The following is a 20,122-nucleotide window of genomic DNA, read 5'->3' as shown; positions in this document are numbered from 1 at the left end:
AGAGAAAAACTCTTAGATATTATAGTAGTTAGCTTCTGGGTTTGTTACAACTATTGCACAAGTTGTTTGTTCTGGATGCATTTGGAATGTTTCAGATAATTCTATTCCAAACTCTTCTGGATTTAATAAATCAAAAATATCTCTATTCATAGCTAAATCTGGGCAAGCTGCATATCCAGGAGAATATCTACAACCTACATATTGTTTCATTTGAACGTCATTTAAAGTATGTCCCTCTTTTGGCACAATATCCAAATCAAGTCTTATTTGCTTGTGTAAAACCTCAGCTAAAGCTTCAGCAAGTTCAACTCCAAGACCATGAACTTGATAATATTTACTAAATTCACCTTTATCGTATAAACTTCTTTCATAATCAGAGATTTTAAGTCCAGCACTAGCAAGTGTAAAGGCAACAACATCAAGTCTATCATTTGCAAAGAAATCTGCAATACATCTAAATGGTTTTCTTTTTTGTCTTGGAAACTCTAAAACTTTTATTGCTTCATCTAGTGGCGGTACATTTTTAGACTCTTCTAAAGAGTTAAATAGATATTTTCTATCAAAAATATAAAGTTTATTATCATGTGATATACAAGGATAATAAGCATAAATAGCAATTGGGTCAAAAATATCTTTATCAACTAATTCAGCTTTTAAAGCTTCATAAGTTGGCTCAACAACTTCTCTTTCATATTTTAAGAAAGTTTCAGAATCTTGTTTACCTCTTTTATATCCCCATCTTTGTCTAAATAAAACCCTGTGATTTATCCATTTAAAAATCAACTCTTTATCTAGTTTATTTCCAGTTTTTGTGATTCTCTCCCAAATTGGAGGAAATACAAATTTTCCACGTTGGGGCATTGGAATCTCTTCATAAGGTGGAATTTCTACAACTTCTTCTTCAACTCTATTGCTTGTATCATGAATTTGGATTAAATCAGCTGCAAGTGCAGTATTATTTTCATCACCTTTTTCAATTCTTTGCATAGAAACAACACCATCAAAAGCATCTCTACAATAAAAAATTGGTCCATCATAATAAGGTCTACAATACTCATCAATAAAGTTTTTAGTAAGTGCTGCCCCACCAAGTAAAACAGGAACTTTAATTCCCATTTTTTGTAACTCTTCAAGGTTTTCTTTCATTACTGCTGTTGATTTTACAAGTAATCCACTCATTCCAATTGCATGAGCATTATGCTCTTGAAGTTTTTCAACAAAAGTATCTAAACCAGCTTTTATACCAATATTTACAACTTTAAATCCGTTATTACTTAAAATTATATCAACTAAATTTTTTCCAACATCATGAACATCACCTTTTACAGTTCCTAAAATAAGTGTTGTTTCACTTGCTTTCTCTTGTTTTGGTAAATAAGGATTAAGTGCATCTACTGTTGCTTTCATAGTTTCTGCACTTTGAAGAACAAATGGTAACTGCATTTGCCCACTACCAAATAACTCTCCAATAATTTTCATACCATCAATCAACCACTCATTTACGATAATTTCAGGTTGAACTGTATGTCTTAACTCTTCAACAAGTGGTAATAATCTATCTTTATCTCCATCAAGTAATAGTTTTTTAACTTTCTCAATTGGTTCTAGTTTTTGATACTCTTCATCACTTTGTTCTTCTTGTGCTCCAACATTTGAAAAATGTTCGATAAATTTAAACAGTGGGTCACCATTCTCTTGATTATTAAAAATTAAATCATCACAAGCTTTTCTATCTTCATCACTAATTTTATTTAGAGGTAAAATATGTTTTACATTTACAATGGCACTTGTTAATCCAGCTTTTACACAATGGTCAAGATAGATAGAATTTAGATAAATTCTGGCATTTGCTGCTAAACCAAAAGAAATATTTGATAATCCTAAAGTAGTTCCAACTTCTGGATGTCTGATTTGGAACTCTCGTATTGCTTCAAGAGTATCAATACCTGCATTTCTATATTCATCATCACCTGAACCAATTGTAAATGTAAGCATATCAAATACTAAATCAGCAGAGTCAAATCCATGTCTATTTACACATAAATCATAGATTCTTTCTGCAACTTCAAGCTTTCTTTCTACTGATTTCGCCATTCCAATTTCATCAATTACTAGACAAACAAGTGCTGCTCCAAATTTTTTAGCTAATTTACAAACAGCATCAAACTTCTCTTCACCATCTTCAAGATTTACTGAGTTGATGATACATCTTCCACCAATTTGTTTTAAAGCAGCTTCAAGTGCCAAGATTTGAGTTGAATCAGGCATTAGTGGTAATGAAATTTTTTGTGAATAAAGTGATACAACCTCATCCATATCAAATCTCTCATCACGTCCAGCAAACCCAACAGAAACGTCAATTACATGAGCACCAGCTCTTACTTGCTGTTGACCAACACTTAATGTTCCTTCATAATCATTCTCTTTTAGAAGTTCTCTAAATGCTTTACTTCCAGTTGCATTACTTCTCTCCCCTATTAGTAAAGGAGCTGGTTCTTGTTTTAAAGGAACTGTATTAAATAAACTTGCCAATGAAGCTTTTAAAAATCCACAAGGTTTAAGTGGTACCATTCCATCAACTGCAATTGCCAAAGCTTCAATATGTTCAGGAGTAGTACCACAACATCCACCTAAAAATGAAACTCCATTTATTTTTAAAAACTCTTTTTGATGTGCGGTAAACTCTTCTGGTTGCATTGGATAATAAGTTTTTCCACCTCTATTTTGAGGAAGTCCTGCATTTGAGTGTACTGAAATTGGAAACTTACAAACTTGGCTTAATGTTTTGATATGTTTATGAACTTGAACAGGTCCAGTTCCACAGTTAAATCCAAGAGATAAAATATTAAATGGTGCCATAATAGCTGCAATTGTCATCGCATCTGTTCCAATAAGCATAGTACCACTTAACTCAATAGTAACAGAAACCATAATTGGAATTTGTGGTGCTACATCATTTAGTGCATGAAGTGCTGCTTTTATTTGAAGTGGGTCTTGGCAAGTTTCAAGTAAAAAGATATCAGTTCCACCATCAACCAAACCTTTAGCCATGATTTTATAACCTTCATACATCTCATCATATTTTATATGACCAAGTGATGGAAGTTTTGTTCCAGGTCCAATTGATGCTACACAAAATCTAGGTTTTTCAGGTGTACTATATTTTTCACAAGATTTCTTTACTAAACTTGCACCTAGTTTCGATAATTCATAAGACATATGACCGATATTATATTCATCAAGAACCCAAGGCATAGAACCAAAAGTATTTGTACAAATTAAATCAGCACCAGCTTTTGCATAATTATCATGAATAGTTTCCAAAATATGTGGAGCAGTTAAATTTAAAAGTTCATTACATCCTTCTAAATCTAAATCCTCAAAAAGCCATTCTTCCTTTTTTATATCTGCAATTTGAAGCTGTGTTCCCATAGCTCCATCAATAATTAGTACCTTTTTACTAATTAAATTTTCTATTAATTCTTTCATTAATTCTCTTTTGTTAATTATAATTATATTTGATAATATTTATTAGATAGTATATATAAAGAGTGGTTAAAAGTTGTTAAATCAAATTTTTTGAATAACAACTCTTATAACGCAAGCCTCGCCTTGATGACCTTTTCCTTCATCTAAAACAATAAGTTCTTCAACAACCTCTTTTTTACAAGAATCAAAATGATTTAAAAAATCTTCAACGGTATACAATAAATCTAAATCTTTAGGTCCACCACTATTATATGTAAGCTGTTTTGTAGAAAAAAACTCTCCTACAAAGTAACCATTTTTATTTAAAGAATCTTCAATTTTTTTAAATAAGATCTCTCTTTCATTTTTGTACATATGTAAATACGAAGCCATAATCACATCATATTTTTCAGTTACTTCCCAGTGGTTTAAATCTAAACATACTGTTTTTATATTTAATTTTTCTTCTTCTTCTGCTCTTTTAGCTAACTTAGATAAACCTATATCAGAAGCATCTATCGCAGTAATTTCAAATCCTTTTTTTGCAAAAAAGATTGCATTTCTTCCTTCACCTTCACCTAAACATAACATTTTTTTATGTTCTTTAAAAGTTTCTAAATGTGAAGCTAAAAATTCATTTGGATGTAGTCCATAAAAAAATTCTTCAGTTAAAAATTTACTATTCCAAAACTCTTTTTGACTCATTTTTATTACCTTTATTTTTTAAATAAGAGTTTTTTACTATTTTTTATATTAAATTAAAATTATAGTAAATGTCCCATTTTATTTTTTTTGGTAGATAAATAACCTTCATTATATTTGTTTGATTTAGTAATTGCAGGAATTCTTTCTATTATTTCTACACCTAAACTATCGACATACTGCATTTTTTCAGGATTATTTGTAATTAACTTTAATTTTTTTATATCTAAATCTCTAAAGATATGTCCTACAATAGAGTAATCTCTTTCATCTTCTTTGAAGCCTAATTCTAAATTTGCTTCTATTGTATTTCTTCCTTGGTCTTGAAGCGCATAAGCATTTACTTTATTAACCAAACCTATATTTCTTCCTTCTTGTCTGTGATAAATCACTAATCCACCATTTTGAGCTATAAATTTTAGTGATAAATCAAGTTGATTTTGGCAATCACACTTTAAACTTCCTAAAGTATCTCCGGTTAAACATTCTGAGTGAATCCTTACATAAGGTGATTCAAGTGTCTCAAAATCTTGACTCATAATTGCTAAATGTTCTTGAGTTCCTTGTTTATAAGCTTTTATTTTGAATTTTCCATATCTTGTAGGTAAATTTGCTATATTTGATTGTATTGTATTCATATTTTATTCTCTTTTTTTAGTTTTAATTATAACAGAGAATTCTTATTTGCAACTTAGTTGCATTTATTTACTGCAGTTACTTTTTACTTCATCAATTAGTGTAATATACCAATTATTATCTATCTTTGTTAAATAAAATATTTTATTATAAGTTACTATAAGTTCATAACTTGTTTTTTCTATTAATTCAACTCTTTTTAACTCATCTTCTTTATATTTATTTATGTTTATTTTATTTTCTTCATTCATTATTTTTGATAAATAAGGTTTAATATATGGTGTTAAAAAAGTGCCTTCTTTACTCCAACCATAAAATGCATCATTGTCAGGACTACAATTGAAAGTAACCACCTCTTGTTTTATTTCAAAAGAATCAACTTCATTACTAATTTCATCTATTTGTAAAGAATGTGTAAAAGTTATTTTATTAGTATTATCATCTTTATAGACTTTATACACACCAAATTTGGGATTTATTAATTTACTGTTAATTACTTCTAAATTATTTTGTTTTAATAATACAAGGATAAAACTTATCTCATTTAAAAGTTCAACTGAGACTTTTTCTCTTTCAATTTTTTTTTCTATATTTAAACTTAATTGATTTGTTGAACAAGCAGTAAAAAGAATTAACAAAAGAAATATAGTTAAAATATTTTTAATCATAATTTTTATACCTTATTTATTTTATTTTTTTAATAGTACATTTAATACTCTTAAATTTCTGAGTAAAAAGTCATTTAAGAGTTAATTTTAATTATCTTAGATAAAATATAATCAAAAAATTTAACCATTAGGATTTTAGGAAATGACTGAAGCAAAATATATATGGATGGATGGAGATTTTGTAAATTGGCATGAAGCAAATGTACATGTTTTAAGTCATACACTTCATTATGGTAATGGTGCTATTGAAGGTACAAAAGCATATAAAACTGTGGATGGAAGATGCGCTATTTTTAAACTTAATGAACATACACAAAGATTACTAAATTCTTCAAAAATGACACTTATGCATGTACCTTTTTCTTTAGAAGAATTAAATAAAGCACAAATTGAATTATTACAAAAGAATGAATTATTTGAAGGTGCTTATATTCGACCTTTAGTATATTTAGGTTACGGTGTAATGGGACTTTATCATAAAGAAGCTCCCGTAAAAGTAAGTGTTGCAGCTTGGGAATGGGGAGCTTATTTAGGAGAAGAAGGTTTAAAAAAAGGTGTAAGAGTTAAAATTTCATCTTTTACAAGAACTCCAAATACTTCAGGAATGGGTAAAGCAAAAGCAGTTGCAAATTATTTAAATTCTCAAATGGCAAAATATGAAGCAGTTGAAGCTGGATATGATGAAGCATTATTAAGAGATGACCAAGGTTATATTGCAGAGGCTTCTGGTGCTTGCTTTTTTATCGTTAGAGATGGAAAACTAATTACTCCTCCAAATGATAATTCACTTGAATCAATCACTCAAGCAACAGTTATTGAATTAGCTGCTGATATGGGAATTGAAGTTGTAAGAAGAAGAATCAGTAGAGAAGAAGTTTATATTGCAGATGAAGCTTTCTTTACAGGAACTGCTGCTGAAATTACACCAATTAGAGATGTAGATGCAAGAATTATAGGTTGTGGCTCAAGAGGACCAATTACTGAAAAAATTCAATCTGCTTACTTTGATGTGGTAGCTGGGAAAAATGAAAAATATTTAAAGTATTTAACATACGTTAACTAAACTTAATTAATATAACCCATTAAATACTTAATATAAGGAAAAATATGCCAATAGACAACGACTATTTTAAAAACAGACAACAAAATAATTCTGGAGGTTCAAATGGAGGGGGAAATTATCAACCACCATTTGAAACACCAGAATTTTTCAAAAATTTTGGGAAAAAAGCTGGAATGCTCTATTTAGTAATAATTATTATTGGAGCTTTATTTTTATTTAAACCATTTATGACTATCGAATCAGGTAATGTAGGAATCAAACAAACATTAGGTAAATATGATGATCAACCATTAAATCCAGGTTTTCACTTTATTCTTCCTGGATACCAAAAAGTTACAGTAGTTGATACAAAAGTTAGACTTATGAATTTTGCTACTATTGAAACTAGTACAGGTTTTGACCAAAGTATTAGAAGTAATCCTGCAATTAATATTTTAGATGCAAGAGGTTTACCTGTTTCTATTGAACTTACTGTTCAATATAGATTGACTGCACCTGGAGCTCCTGCAACTATTGCAACTTGGGGATCAGCATGGGAAGATAAAATTGTAAATCCAGTAGTAAGAAATATTGTGAGAAATGTTGTTGGTGGATTTAATGCAGAAGAGTTACCAACAAAAAGAAATGAAATTGCTACTATGATTGAAAATGGTATTAGATCACAAATTGAATCACTTGAAGGGAAACCAGTTTCAATTGAATCAGTTCAATTAAGAGAGATTGTACTTCCAGCAAAAATAAAAGAACAAATCGAAAGAGTTCAAATTGCAAATCAAGAATCTGAAAGAGTTAGATACGAAGTTTTAAGAGCAAAACAAGAAGCTGAAAAAAGAGCAGCTCTTGCAAATGGAGAAGCTGAAGCAAAAAGAATTGAAGCGCAAGGTAGAGCAGATGCTGTAACTATTGAAGCAAAAGCTCAAGCAGCAGCAAACAAAGAAATTGCATTATCTTTAACACAAAATTTATTACAAATGCAACAAATAGAAGTTCAAGGAAAATTTAATGAAGCACTTAGAGAAAACAAAGATGCTAAAATTTTCTTAACACCAGGTGGATCAACTCCAAATATTTGGATTGACTCAAAAGATAAAATAAGAGATACATCAGTAAATCAATAATTAAAGAAGCAGTTATTACTGCTTCTTTAACATCATGGAAAAAAAATATTTAAAACTTATTTTTACTCTCCATTTTCTCTTAATTCCTTCGATTTATGTGAAGGAAATCAAATCTATTTTAAAGATTAAACCCGAAGTAAAATATGATGAAAATTTAAAATATAAAGAGATAAATAAATACAAAGAGAAAAAAAATAATGATATTAAATCTAACTATGATTTTAGAATTAATATTGATATAAATAAAGAATTGATGTTGGCACGAAATTTTAAAGGAAATTAAAATGGAACAATTGGATAAAATAGATTGGGGAAAAATGGACAATCTAATTCCTGTAATTACTCAAGATGCTAATACAAACGAAGTTTTAATGTTAGCTTATATGAATAAAGAAGCTCTTGAATTAACAATAAAAACTAATTATGCACACTACTTTAGTAGAAGCCGTCAACGAATCTGGAAAAAAGGTGAAAGTTCAAATCATCTTCAAGAAATTGTTGAAATTTTAGTTGACTGCGATAATGATACTTTATTACTAAAAGTAAATCAAGAAGGTGTTGCCTGTCATACAGGAAGAAAATCATGTTTTTATACAAATTTAAAAACAAATGAAATAATTAGTAATGTTGAAGTTAATACTACTGCTGCATATGGTGTAATTGATACTTTGTATCATACAATTTGTGAAAGAAAAAATGAAAATTCTACAAAATCATATACTGCAAAACTTTTACAAGGTAAACAAAATTCTATGCTTAAAAAAGTTGTTGAAGAAGCAGGAGAATTTACTTTTGCAATAAAAGATAATAATGAAGAAGAAATCATTTACGAAGCAGCCGATATTGCTTACCATGTATTAGTAGCACTTGCAAGTAAAAATATTAGTCCCGATAGAGTAAAACAAGAGCTAGCAAGAAGATTTGATATGTCTGGAATTGAAGAGAAAAATTCAAGAAAAGAATCATAATTTTTTTGCATAATTAAATGCAACTAAGTTGCGTTTAATTATGCCTTGTTATAATGTAAATTTTAAAAAATATTAAAGGAGTTATTATGACAAATTGTTGTCAATACTGCTCTAAAAAAATACCTATCTCGAAGGTTTTTTGTTCAGCTGAATGTAAAGAGAGCTTTTTCCAAAAAATAGTAATTTCAATACCTAAACCATTTGTAAAAAAACTATATTTTTTCTGTTCTAAAGAACAAAGAGATTTTGAAATAAAACTATTTGCCAAAAGACATAATTGGCATGAAAAGCTTGTAACAGAAAAAGTTGAAGAGCTATTCGAAGAATATTATAAATGTGGATAAAAAAAGAGTTATAACTCTTTTTTTATTTAATTAATGACAACCACATCCTGTACCACAACTACCACTTGATTTTTGAGCTTTTTCATGTTCTTCTTTTATTTTTTGTCCTTCAGGAGAACAAGCACTTACACCAGCAGGCATTATTGGCTGGATTGCTGCATTAGAAACTTCATCTTGTGAATTTAAAAATGAAATTAATTTATCAGCTGCAATCATATATCTTTTTGCTGAGATTGATTCTGGATTAAAATAGACTATTGGCTTACCACTATCTCCACCTTCTCTAATAGCAGGCTCAATTGGAAGATTTCCTAATACTTGTGTATTATATTGTTTTGCTAACTCTTCACAAGTTCCCATTCCAAAAATATCAGACTCAGTTTTACATGAAGGACAAATAAATCCACTCATATTTTCAACAATTCCAGCAACTGGTATATGAAGTTTTTTGAACATATCTAAACTTCTTCTTGAATCATCAAGAGCTACATGTTGTGGTGTTGTTACATTGATTCCTGCACTAACAGGAACACTTTGAGCTAAAGTTAATTGAGCATCACCAGTTCCTGGAGGCATATCAATAAATAAAATATCTAATTCTTCCCATAAAATATCTCTTAAAAGTTGTTGGATAGCTTTCATAATCATAGCACCTCTCCAAATAAGAGCTTGTCCTTCTTCCATTAATATTCCCATTGACATTACGTCAACTCCATATGCATTTAATGGTTTCGCTTTATCTCCAACTATTTCTACTTCTTTTCCATTTAATCCCATCATTCTAGGAATATTTGGTCCATAAATATCAGCATCTAAAATACCAACTCTTTTACCTTGCATTGCTGTTGCAATTGCAAGATTTACTGTTGTAGTTGATTTTCCAACTCCACCTTTTCCAGAACTAACCATAACAACTTTTTTAATTTGAGGAGCAATATTTTTACCACTTACACTATTGCTTTGTTGAACTTGTTCTTTTGGTTTATTAAAATTAAGCGTTACATTTATTCCACTTAATGACTTAAGTGCTGTAATTTCTTTTCTTAATTGAGCTTCAACTTCTGGTGCTGTTGAAGTAATATCTAAATTGATAAAACAATTATTACCATCTAACTGTACTTCTTTCACAAATCCAAACTCTACAATTGATTTTGCAAAGCCTGGATATTTAATATTTTCTAATTCTTTTTTAATAATTTCTACATTAGTCATATAATATTCCTTATAATATTTAAAAGTCTGACATTATATTTTAAATAGGATAATTTTTATCTTAATTATCCTGCAATATCAATCATTGCTTGACCATGTTCTTTTACAATCTTTTGTGTAATTTTATATGAGCAAAATTTTGGTCCACACATTGAGCAAAATTCTGCTTCTTTAAATACATCCTGAGGTAAAGTTTCATCATGATACTCTTTTGCTCGCTCTGGATCTAAGCACAATTCAAACTGTTTATTCCAATCAAATCCATATCTTGCATCTGACATTTCATCATCAATATCTCTTGCACCTTTTCTACCTCTTGCAATATCAGCTGAGTGAGCAGCAATTTTATATGCAATAATTCCGTTTCTAACATCTTCTGCATTTGGTAAACCTAAGTGTTCTTTTGGAGTTACATAACATAACATAGATGCACCATGCCATCCACCAACAGCAGCACCAATAGCAGATGAAATATGATCATATCCAGCAGCAATATCAGTTGTAAGTGGTCCTAATATATAAAACGGTGCTTCATGACAATACTCTTTTTCTAATTTCATATTTCTTTCAATTTGATTTAAAGGAACGTGACCAGGACCTTCAATCATAACTTGAACATCTTTTTCCCAAGCTCTTAAAGTTAATTCACCAAGAACTTTTAACTCTCTTAATTGTGCTTCATCTGAAGCATCAGCTAAACATCCAGGTCTTAATGAATCTCCTAAAGATAAAGAAACATCATATTTTCTACAAATTTCTAAAATATCATCAAATGCTTCATAAAAAGGATTTTCTTTATGATAATGCATCATCCAAGCAGCCATTAAAGAACCACCTCTTGAAACTATTCCCATTTTTCTTTTTGCAACATGAGGCATAAATTCAAGTAAGAATCCAGCGTGAATTGTAAAGTAAGAAACACCTTGTTGAGCTTGTTTTTCTAAAACTTTTAACATTACATCAATAGATAAATCTTCTATTTTATCCTTACAATCGTGTAAAATTTGATAAATTGGTACTGTTCCAATTGGCACTGTTGAGTGCTGAATAACAGCAGTTCTTATCATGTCTAAATCACCACCTGTACTTAGATCCATAATTGTATCTGCACCATATTTTAAACATACGTCAACTTTTTCTATTTCACCTTCAACATTAGATGCTAGTGCAGATGAACCGATATTTGCATTGATTTTGCATGAAGATGCAATACCAATTGACATTGGAACTAAATGTTTATGATTTACATTTGCAGGAATTATTAATCTTCCTCTAGCTATTTCACTTCTTACAAGTTCTGGTTCTAGCTTTTCGATTTTTGCTACATATTCCATATCTGGAGTAATAATTCCTTTTTTTGCATAATACATTTGAGTTCTAATTTTGTCATTTTTATGATTGTCTAACCAATTTCTCATTTTAAAATCCTATAGTATTTATTTATATTTGTAGCTAGATTATAGCCAAATATATTTATATAAGCTTAAGTGCTTTAGATATTTTGAAATTATTATTCATATAAGTTTCTTTTCTATATAATAATTAAGAAATATATATTAGGAGGTTATTTTGTTAGATGATAAACAATTAGATAACTCTCCTAATTTTTCGTTGTATACTCAAAAAGAGTTAGAGCAACAAAAGTATATTAATGAAATTGAATTAGTTATCGAAAAATACAATATTTTAGAAAATGAAAATCAATTAATTGCTTCAACTGAAAAAAGTTATTTATATCTGATAAATTTTATTTTAGAATTACATAAAAATAAAAAAAGTTTACCAAATGATTTGAAAAATATTTTTTTGAATAATATTTTTTTAAAAGAGCAAATAAATATTTTTTTAGAAAAAAAGTTAAAAAATCTTACAAAAGTTGACAATATTCATTTTATTAAAGATATAAATGTACTTGCATACATTTCAACTATTGGTTCAGATGATAATATTCTAAATTCTTATTATAATTATGATTTAGAAGCTATTTCAAAAGTTTTTAGATTTTATGAAGAACATTTAAGAACACTATTTTTAGAAAATAAAGTTTTATTTTCGTTAACTTTTGATTCTTATATAATTTTATTAAAAACATTAATTCAATTATGTACTATTAATTCTATTGATTTAATTAGAAAAAAAAGCGTTAATCAAATCATCGATTTAATGACAGAAACAATAAATATTATAAAATTTACTATTTCTTTAAATGATAGAGAATTAAGTAAAATAAATAATATTCAAGGAAAATATTTATATTATTTTTCTCATTTAGATGAAATACCTGTGGAAGAAGATGATTTAAGTAAAAGTTTTGAAAAATACCTTCTATGTCTTGAAAAACAAGAAGATGGTTTTATGTTATCAAAAAACAACAATTTCGGCTATGAAAATGATATTTCAGAAGATGCAGAGTTTTTGATTTTCAAAAATTATTCCTCAATTTTATTACTTAAATTATTAAAAAAATTAAGAAATATACCTAACTCTCCAAGATTTTTTGATAATCCTTATTTTCAAAAAATCTTGAAAGTTTATTATAAAAAGTTTTCTATAGAAAATGAAATTAAAATTGCAAAAAATATTGAAGAATTTGAAAAAACATTACTTAGTTCTTTGTTGTACAATTATTATTCAAATTTAAATTTTGACAAAAAATTGGATTATCATTGGGTTATTGAAGATTTTATTCTTTCCGATAAAGATTTTGATAATAGAAATTTAGAAACTATTTATAGAATTTTATTTTTCATATCGGATATTGAAGATTTTAAATATAGTCATATCACCCAAATTTTAGTAAATTCAAAAGTAATAAAAAACGATTATCATGAATTTTTTAAATTAGCAATATTTGATTTATTTATAACAAAATTCAAAAATTCTAAATTTGATAATGAACTAAATGAAATATTAGAAAAAATTTCTAAATATATTCTTCAAAATACTTTTGATTTTCATCTTATTTCTATTTGTTCAAAAATTTTTCTTAATATTTCACTTATTTATTCTACACATGAAGAAAAAATAGAAGAAGCAAAAAAATTATATGCTTTATTTATTTTATTAAATGATTTTGATATTTTAGAAATAAATTATGAAAAAATAAATGCAAAAATATTAGAAAACCTTCAATTTACAAAAGATTATGTAAGAGAAAATTTTTTAGACGATTTTTTTATACTAAAAGATTTTGAATTATATCAAGAAATAGAAATTATCAAAAAAAGAATAGAGATTAATTCTTTGAGTATAAATGAAACTATAAATATTTTAGTCGACTTTCTAACAACAAAAATTTTTTATGGTTTATGTAAAATTTTTATTTCAGAAGTAGAACAAATTGATACTTTTGATTATGAATTTGAAAAATATGTTATTAAAATAAATCATAAATACTTGATTAAATTACTTTATTCAAAAATAAATGAAAAGATTTTTAATCTAATTTTAGAACGATATACAAAATTTATAAAAGATGAATTTAGTATTATTTTTAAAAGCTTTGATCAAAAAGATATAAAATTTTATCTTAGTGACGATGATTTTGAATTAACTTATTAAAAAATTTAGGATATTTATGAGAAAGAAATTAATTAAAGAAATTACATCTTTGCCTCCTCTTCCAAACAATATCATAGAACTTGATAATTTTAGAAAATTAGATAGTACAGATACAAATAAATTAGTAGAAATATTAAATAAAGACCCATTAATTGTCGCAAATATTTTAAAAATTGCAAATTCAAGTATGTTTGGTTTTAGAAGTAAAGTTGATACTTTAAGTCGTGCAATAAACCTTTTAGGTATAAAATTTGCTATTTCAATTGCTATTGGTTCTTCAATTAGCAACACTATCAAATCAAATCTACTAGCTTATGCTGTAACTAATGATGATTTTATTTTTTCAAGTTCACTTGCTAGTAATATCGTTAATACTTGGGTTTCTACTATAAATTTTGACCTAAAAAATGAACTATTACTTCCTGCTTTTCTTCAAGAAGTTGGTAAATTCGTAATTTCACAAGTAATTCAAAATGAAAAAAAGACTGAAGAATTTTTAAAAGAGTTAGAAGAAACTAAAGATACAAGTTTGTGCGAAGAAAAATTTACAGGTTTTACCTGTGCAAGAATTACTGCAAATATTTTTAAACATTGGAATTTAAGTCACAACATAATTTTTCCTATAGCATTTACAGAAGATATAGAAAATTGTCCAGAATCTTTTAAGAAAAAAGCTCAAATTTTGCAAATTGTTAAAATCTTGTGTGATGTAAGATACCCATTAAGTGATAAAAATATTGAAAAAGCTTTAGAAAAAGTTGTACTTTACGACTTTGATGTTGAGCATTTTATTAACTCAATTGATGTTATAAAAGAGGTTATTGGTCAAAATTCTTAACTTATGCTAAGTTAGTATATATTATAATTTGTAACTTTTTTACACAAAGGGGTTTTTGTTGTTAGATGTTACACTTATAGTTCTATGTGCAGGCAATTCTTCGAGATTTGAACACAAAACTAAAAAGCAGTGGATTAGAATAGGTAATGAACCTTTATGGTTACATGTGACAAAAAGATTAGCTTCTTTTTCACAATTTAATAAAATTATCATTGCTTCTCATGAAACTGAATTAGATTATATGAAAAACTTCACTAATGAATTTACTTTTGTCAAAGGTGGAGCAACAAGACAACAATCAATACTAAACTGTCTAAAATTTGTAACAACAAAATATGTAATGATAAGTGATGTAGCAAGAGCTTGCATTCCCAAATATGTGATAGAAACTCTTTTAATTGAAAAAGAAAATGCCAATTGTATAGTTCCCATTCTAAATGTTACAGATACTGTAATTTATGAAAATGATACAATTAACAGAGATAATGTAAAATTAATTCAAACTCCTCAACTTTCAAATACACAAATATTAAAATCTGCACTAAATACAAAAATAGAATTTACTGATGAAAGTTCTGCAATTAAAAATATAAATGGAACAATAAAATATGTTCAAGGAAGTATTGATAGTAAAAAATTAACTTTAGGTGATGAATTAGATGATTTACCATGTCTAAAAGAACCATCAAATAATTTTTTTACTGGTACTGGTTTTGATATTCATGCTTTTGAAGAAAATAAAGATATGTATCTTGGTGGAATTAAACTTCCTTATGATTATGGTTTTAAAGCACATAGTGATGGTGATGTTTTAATACATTCAGTTATCGATGCATTATTAGGAGCATGTGGAGCTGGAGACATTGGTGAATTTTTTCCTGATACTGATGAAAAGTATAAAGGAATAGATTCAAAAATTCTATTAGATGAGATTGTAACTTTTGTCAATAATGTTGGTTATGAAATAGTAAATATTGATTTAACCATTATTGCACAAAAACCAAAAATCAATCCTTTTAAAAATGATATAAAAAATTCAATGGTAAAACTTTTAGGACTTCAAAAACAGTTTATCAATATCAAAGCTACAACTGCGGAAAAGCTTGGATTTATTGGTAGAGCTGAAGGAGTTGCTGTACAAAGTATTGCTACATTGAAATATTATAATTGGAAACAAAAATGAATATATTAATTATCGAAAATGAAATCTATCTAGCACAAAAAGTTGTTTCAAGATTACTTGATGATGGACATAGTTGTGATTATATTGAATCACCGAATATTGATAATCTAACAAAAGATTACGATACTATTTTACTTTCAACTTCTCTTCCATCTAGTTTATGTAAAAATATAATCAAACGATATAGTGAAACTTCTATAATTCTTCTTCTTGTATCTTATATTTCTGATGAAACAGTAACAAATCCTATTAAAGATGGTGCTAAAGATTATATTATGAAACCATTTATTATGGATGAATTAGTAAGAAAAATTTATCATTATAAGGAGTGTAGAAGTATTAGAAGAGAGTTACAAACTTTAAGAGATTATTTTAATTTTACAATGTCAGATATTGATACAAGTGAAATTTTACTTCCACCATCATTTCCAACTTTAATAGAAACAAATTCTCAAAAATGTGCGGATAAGCTTGTTTTTGAATTAGCTAGAAAAATGGATTTACCTATTTGTTTTATTTCCTTAACTTCTTCAAATTGGCAAAAACAAATGAATGCTATTCAAGGTAAAACTATCATTTATTTAACAGATTATCATACTTTAAAAAAGAATATGAAAGAACAAATCAATAAATTAATTGAAGATAAAAATTGTATTGTGTCAACACTAGAGCCTGAAGAAGAATTTCCACATAGAAAAATAGAGTTTAATAACGAAAAGATTTTATTAGGTAATTCAAATATTATGACTATTAATGACTATGTTAAAATGATGGTTATTTCATACCAAAATAAATATCCTGACACTGAATTATCAAAAAAATTAGGAATATCAAGAAAATCTCTTTGGGAAAAAAGAAAAAAACTTGATATTGAAAAGAAAAAATAAAGGATAATATATGAATTTAAGAAGATTCTTTTTAACAGTAGGTTTTAGTGGATTAAGCCCTAAAGCTCCAGGAACTGTGGGTTCTTTTGTTTCTTTGATTTTAGGATTATTTTTACTACAAATTTTACATGTTTCTACACTTTTTTTATTATCTTTATTAATAACTGTTATTGCAATAAAACAAATTGATGCATATGAAAAAGAATCAGGAATTCATGATAATAGTGAAATTGTGATTGATGAACTTGCAGGAATGTGGATAGCTTTATCAATCTGTGGAATTAATAATGAAAACTTAATTTATATGGCTCCACTTGCTTTTATATTTTTTAGATTATTCGATATTTGGAAGCCTTCAATTATAGGTAAAATCGACAGAGATGTAAAGGGTGGTCTAGGTGTAATGGGTGATGATATTGTTGCTGGAATTGCTGCTGGAATTGCTACAGCTGGAGTTTATCAGTTGATTGAGGAGTTTGTTTTATGATAAACTTAACTAATAAAAAAGGGGAAGTTTTAAAAACTTCCCCTTTTTTTTATTTCAATTATTTTACAATATCTGCAAATTGTTTGAAGATATATTTTGACTCATGTGGTCCGGGACTTGCTTCTGGGTGATGTTGAACTGAAAAAATCTCTTTATTTTTATATTTAACACCTTCAATTGTATTATCAAATAAATTGATATGTGTAATATCAGCAATCTCAACAATATTATCAGGAACATTATAGTTATGATTTTGGGCAGTAATTTCAACTACACCATTATTTGCAACTGGATGGTTACCACCGTGTTGACCGAATTTTAGTTTATAAGTATCATATCCATGAGCAATAGAAAGCATTTGATGACCTAAACAAATAGCAAACATAGGAATATTTGCATTTATAAGTTTTTGAACTTCTTTTTTCTCATTTACAAGAGTAAGTGGATCTCCTGGTCCATTTGATAAGAATACTCCACCTATCTCTTTTGCTTCAAATCTTGCAATTAAATCTTCACCTTTAAAGTTTGAAGGTACAACTTCAACTTCAAGTCCTGCTTGAACTAATTCATTTAAAATATTTCTTTTAACACCAAAATCGATAACAACAACTTTTTTATCACTCATTACAGCTTTATCATAAGCTTTAATTGCATGATTCCAAGCTCCTGATTTATGAATAAATGATTCTTTTGTAGAAACTAATTCAATATAATTTATATCTTCTATTCTAGGACTTGCTTTTAATTGTTTCGCTAGTTCATCTTTAGAAGAAATTTCTGTTGAAGCTATCATCATCATAGCTCCTTCATCTCTAATCATTTTAGTTAAATATCTTGTGTCAATATCACAAATTCCTAAAACACCATGCTCTTTTAGTAAAGAATCTAAGTTATTTTGAGCTCTATAGTTTGAATAATCATTATGATAATTTCTAACTAACACACCTTTACAGTGACAAACTTTACTTTCCATATCATCATCATTTACTCCTACATTTCCAATTTCTGGCATTGTAAAAGTAATAAATTGACCAGCATAAGAAGGATCAGAAATTATTTCTTGATAACCAGTTAATGAAGTATTAAAAACTATTTCTCCAACAGCTGTACCCGTTGCACCAAAAGATTTTGCTTCTAAAAAAATTCCATTTTCTAAATATATCCATACTTTTTGCATTTATATTAATCCTCTTTTTACTAATTCTTCTTCATATAATCTATGATAAACTAAATCATAATCTTCTGTACCGGGGATTAGTTTTCTTTTATAATTCTTTAATTTATTTATTACTTCACTATCCGCTTTCTCAAAACCTTTTATAAAATCATCTAAAGAAGCAAATATAACGTTTTTTATTTGATTATCTGAACAAGTATAATGAATAAAATCTTCTTCCCATAAATAATCTAATATTTTATGAGCAATATCTGAAAATCTATCTTCATTATTTAAAATAACACCATAATCATTTGCTAATCTTTTTTTTGTCATCCAAAAAAGTTGTCTTCTATCTGCATTCAAATACTCGATTTCTTCTTCTTGTGCATCTAAAATTTCTTGCACTTTTTCATCTAAAGAAAACTCTTTTTCAATATCTTCATCAAGTATTTTTTCAATTTCAGATTCTATACTTTGTTTGTCTTTTCTTATTTCTACAAAGTCACAACTAGCTAAATCTCTTGTTATTCTTCTCGAGACATACGGCGTATGATGTAATTTTAACCTCATATTTTCTACCCCCTTATAATTGTATCAACTCTTTCTGGAGAAGTTGAAACTATTCCAACTTTAACAGAAGTAACCTCTTCGATTTTTTCTATATATTTTTTTGCATTAATTGGAAGTAGATCAAAATCTCTGATTCCAACAACACTTTCCCAACCTTCAATCTCTTCATAAATAGCTTTTACATTTTCTAAACAAGTTGGAACATAATCAATTTTTTCACCATTCAATTCATAACCTACACAAATTTTAATTTTTTCAAATCCATCTAAAACATCAAGTTTCATTAAAGCTAATTGATCACAACCATTTAATCTTGCAGCATATTTAACTGCAACTGCATCAAACCAACCACATCTTCTTTTTCTTCCTGTAGTTGTTCCAAACTCTTTTCCAACCTGAGCCATAGTTTCACCTTCATCACCAAAGTCTTCACTTGGAAAAGGTCCATTTCCAACTCTTGTACAATAAGCTTTTACTATTCCTGTAACTATTCCAACATCTTTTGGATTTACTCCAAGACCTGCACAAGAACCAGCACTAACAGTTGAAGATGATGTAACATAAGGATATGTTCCATGGTCAATGTCTAACATTGTTCCTTGAGCACCTTCTAGTAATATTTTTTTACCTTCATCTAAAGCTTTCCAAACCATATTTGTTGTATTTGTAATAAATGGTGCTATTTTTTCTTTATAAGAAGTCAACTCTTCTATTAATTCTTTTTCTTTAGGAGTTGCAATTTCTAATACATCAAATATTGCTCTATTTTGTTCGAAATATTCTAAAATAGATTTAGCTAATTTAGTAGGATTTAAAAGTTCTCCAACTCTATGCCCTACCCTATTGATTTTATCTGAATACGCTGGACCTATTCCTTTTCCAGTTGTTCCAATAGCTTTTGCACCTCTTAATTTTTCTTTAGCTTGATCAATTAAAGCGTGATATGGTAGATTTAAATGTGCTTTATCTGAGATAAATAATCTTCCTTCTAAATTTTTAAATTGACTCATTTCTTCAATAATATTTTCAGGTGATAAAACTACACCATTTCCAATTACATTTATTGCATTTGGATTTAATACTCCTGAAGGAATTAAATGTAAAGCATACTTAACACCATCAACCCAAATTGTATGACCAGCATTGTGACCACCTTGGCTTCTGCAAACCATGTCATACTTTTGTGCTAACATGTCAACTATTTTACCTTTTCCCTCATCTCCCCATTGAATACCAACTATTACATCTGCGCTCATTC

At 27.8% G+C, this 20,122-nt stretch carries 19 protein-coding genes; 10 read left to right on the top strand and 9 right to left on the bottom strand.

Translation table 11 applies throughout. The features are described 5' to 3' along the window. Positions 1-12: 12 nt before the first annotated feature. The 4 genes from metH to ABLL_RS01085 all read right to left on the bottom strand — a co-directional run bounded on the left by metH (position 13) and on the right by ABLL_RS01085 (position 5,474). Complete coding sequence (gene metH, locus ABLL_RS01100; RefSeq protein ID WP_014472934.1) at positions 13-3,489, bottom strand: methionine synthase; 3,477 nt, start codon at positions 3,487-3,489, stop codon at positions 13-15. Positions 3,490-3,570: 81 nt separating this feature from the next. Then, positions 3,571-4,173 (bottom strand): bifunctional 2-polyprenyl-6-hydroxyphenol methylase/3-demethylubiquinol 3-O-methyltransferase UbiG, encoded by a 603-nt coding sequence (locus ABLL_RS01095; protein WP_014472933.1) that lies wholly within the window; start codon positions 4,171-4,173, stop codon positions 3,571-3,573. Between the two features lie 59 nt (positions 4,174-4,232). Then, the gene (ribA, locus tag ABLL_RS01090; RefSeq protein ID WP_014472932.1) at positions 4,233-4,808 is read right to left on the bottom strand and encodes a GTP cyclohydrolase II; all 576 of its coding nucleotides are present in this window, start codon (positions 4,806-4,808) and stop codon (positions 4,233-4,235) included. A 63-nt stretch (positions 4,809-4,871) separates the two neighbouring features. Beyond that, positions 4,872-5,474 carry a hypothetical protein gene (locus tag ABLL_RS01085; protein ID WP_014472931.1) on the bottom strand — a complete coding sequence of 201 codons (603 nt, stop codon included), beginning with the start codon at positions 5,472-5,474 and terminating at the stop codon, positions 4,872-4,874. Between the two features lie 142 nt (positions 5,475-5,616). Between ABLL_RS01085 and ABLL_RS01080 the strand changes: the two genes are divergently transcribed. The 5 genes from ABLL_RS01080 to ABLL_RS01060 all read left to right on the top strand — a co-directional run bounded on the left by ABLL_RS01080 (position 5,617) and on the right by ABLL_RS01060 (position 8,967). After that, the gene (locus ABLL_RS01080) at positions 5,617-6,537 is read left to right on the top strand and encodes a branched-chain amino acid transaminase (protein ID WP_014472930.1); all 921 of its coding nucleotides are present in this window, start codon (positions 5,617-5,619) and stop codon (positions 6,535-6,537) included. A 44-nt stretch (positions 6,538-6,581) separates the two neighbouring features. Next, entirely contained in the window at positions 6,582-7,655 is a 1,074-nt protein-coding gene (locus tag ABLL_RS01075) for an SPFH domain-containing protein (protein ID WP_014472929.1), read from the top strand. A 97-nt stretch (positions 7,656-7,752) separates the two neighbouring features. Next, entirely contained in the window at positions 7,753-7,938 is a 186-nt protein-coding gene (locus ABLL_RS01070) for a hypothetical protein (protein WP_014472928.1), read from the top strand. A gap of 1 nt (position 7,939) precedes the next feature. Continuing rightward, positions 7,940-8,623, top strand: a complete 684-nt coding sequence (gene hisIE / locus ABLL_RS01065; RefSeq protein ID WP_014472927.1) for a bifunctional phosphoribosyl-AMP cyclohydrolase/phosphoribosyl-ATP diphosphatase HisIE — start codon at positions 7,940-7,942, stop codon at positions 8,621-8,623. Positions 8,624-8,709: 86 nt separating this feature from the next. Beyond that, positions 8,710-8,967, top strand: coding sequence for a hypothetical protein (locus tag ABLL_RS01060; protein ID WP_041654612.1), 258 nt, complete (start codon positions 8,710-8,712; stop codon positions 8,965-8,967). Between the two features lie 30 nt (positions 8,968-8,997). Here the strand turns inward: ABLL_RS01060 and ABLL_RS01055 are convergent, their stop codons facing one another. Beyond that, positions 8,998-10,179 (bottom strand): Mrp/NBP35 family ATP-binding protein, encoded by a 1,182-nt coding sequence (locus tag ABLL_RS01055; RefSeq protein ID WP_014472925.1) that lies wholly within the window; start codon positions 10,177-10,179, stop codon positions 8,998-9,000. A gap of 65 nt (positions 10,180-10,244) precedes the next feature. After that, positions 10,245-11,597: a phosphomethylpyrimidine synthase ThiC gene (thiC, locus tag ABLL_RS01050; protein ID WP_014472924.1), complete on the bottom strand. Its 1,353-nt coding sequence runs from the start codon at positions 11,595-11,597 to the stop codon at positions 10,245-10,247. Between the two features lie 151 nt (positions 11,598-11,748). Here thiC and ABLL_RS01045 point away from each other — a divergent pair, with 151 nt between their 5' ends. Genes ABLL_RS01045 through ABLL_RS01025 form a run of 5 tightly spaced genes read left to right on the top strand, consistent with a single transcriptional unit; the run spans position 11,749 to position 17,135 of the window. Further along, on the top strand, positions 11,749-13,740 hold the full coding sequence (locus ABLL_RS01045) for a hypothetical protein (protein WP_014472923.1): 1,992 nt from the start codon (positions 11,749-11,751) through the stop codon (positions 13,738-13,740). Positions 13,741-13,756: 16 nt separating this feature from the next. Next, positions 13,757-14,578, top strand: a complete 822-nt coding sequence (locus ABLL_RS01040; protein WP_014472922.1) for an HDOD domain-containing protein — start codon at positions 13,757-13,759, stop codon at positions 14,576-14,578. A 58-nt stretch (positions 14,579-14,636) separates the two neighbouring features. Then, positions 14,637-15,761, top strand: a complete 1,125-nt coding sequence (locus ABLL_RS01035) for a bifunctional 2-C-methyl-D-erythritol 4-phosphate cytidylyltransferase/2-C-methyl-D-erythritol 2,4-cyclodiphosphate synthase (RefSeq protein WP_014472921.1) — start codon at positions 14,637-14,639, stop codon at positions 15,759-15,761. Then, positions 15,758-16,648: a response regulator gene (locus ABLL_RS01030; protein ID WP_014472920.1), complete on the top strand. Its 891-nt coding sequence runs from the start codon at positions 15,758-15,760 to the stop codon at positions 16,646-16,648. The genes ABLL_RS01035 and ABLL_RS01030 overlap by 4 nt, the downstream gene beginning before the upstream one ends. Positions 16,649-16,658: 10 nt before the next feature. Then, complete coding sequence (locus ABLL_RS01025; protein WP_014472919.1) at positions 16,659-17,135, top strand: phosphatidylglycerophosphatase A; 477 nt, start codon at positions 16,659-16,661, stop codon at positions 17,133-17,135. A gap of 58 nt (positions 17,136-17,193) precedes the next feature. Here the strand turns inward: ABLL_RS01025 and carA are convergent, their stop codons facing one another. From carA to ABLL_RS01010, 3 genes are read right to left on the bottom strand one after another with little or no spacing between them, the layout of a single operon-like run. Further along, positions 17,194-18,312 carry a glutamine-hydrolyzing carbamoyl-phosphate synthase small subunit gene (gene carA / locus ABLL_RS01020; protein ID WP_014472918.1) on the bottom strand — a complete coding sequence of 373 codons (1,119 nt, stop codon included), beginning with the start codon at positions 18,310-18,312 and terminating at the stop codon, positions 17,194-17,196. Next, the gene (locus ABLL_RS01015) at positions 18,313-18,864 is read right to left on the bottom strand and encodes a DUF507 family protein (protein WP_014472917.1); all 552 of its coding nucleotides are present in this window, start codon (positions 18,862-18,864) and stop codon (positions 18,313-18,315) included. It lies immediately after the preceding gene. Between the two features lie 5 nt (positions 18,865-18,869). After that, complete coding sequence (locus tag ABLL_RS01010; RefSeq protein WP_014472916.1) at positions 18,870-20,120, bottom strand: adenylosuccinate synthase; 1,251 nt, start codon at positions 20,118-20,120, stop codon at positions 18,870-18,872. Positions 20,121-20,122 lie beyond the last annotated feature (2 nt).

It is taken from the genome of Arcobacter sp. L, from assembly GCF_000284235.1.
Taxonomy (GTDB): Bacteria; Campylobacterota; Campylobacteria; order Campylobacterales; family Arcobacteraceae; genus Aliarcobacter; species Aliarcobacter defluvii.
Note: the sequence above shows the minus strand (reverse complement) of the source record. Positions and strands in the feature narration are given on the sequence as shown.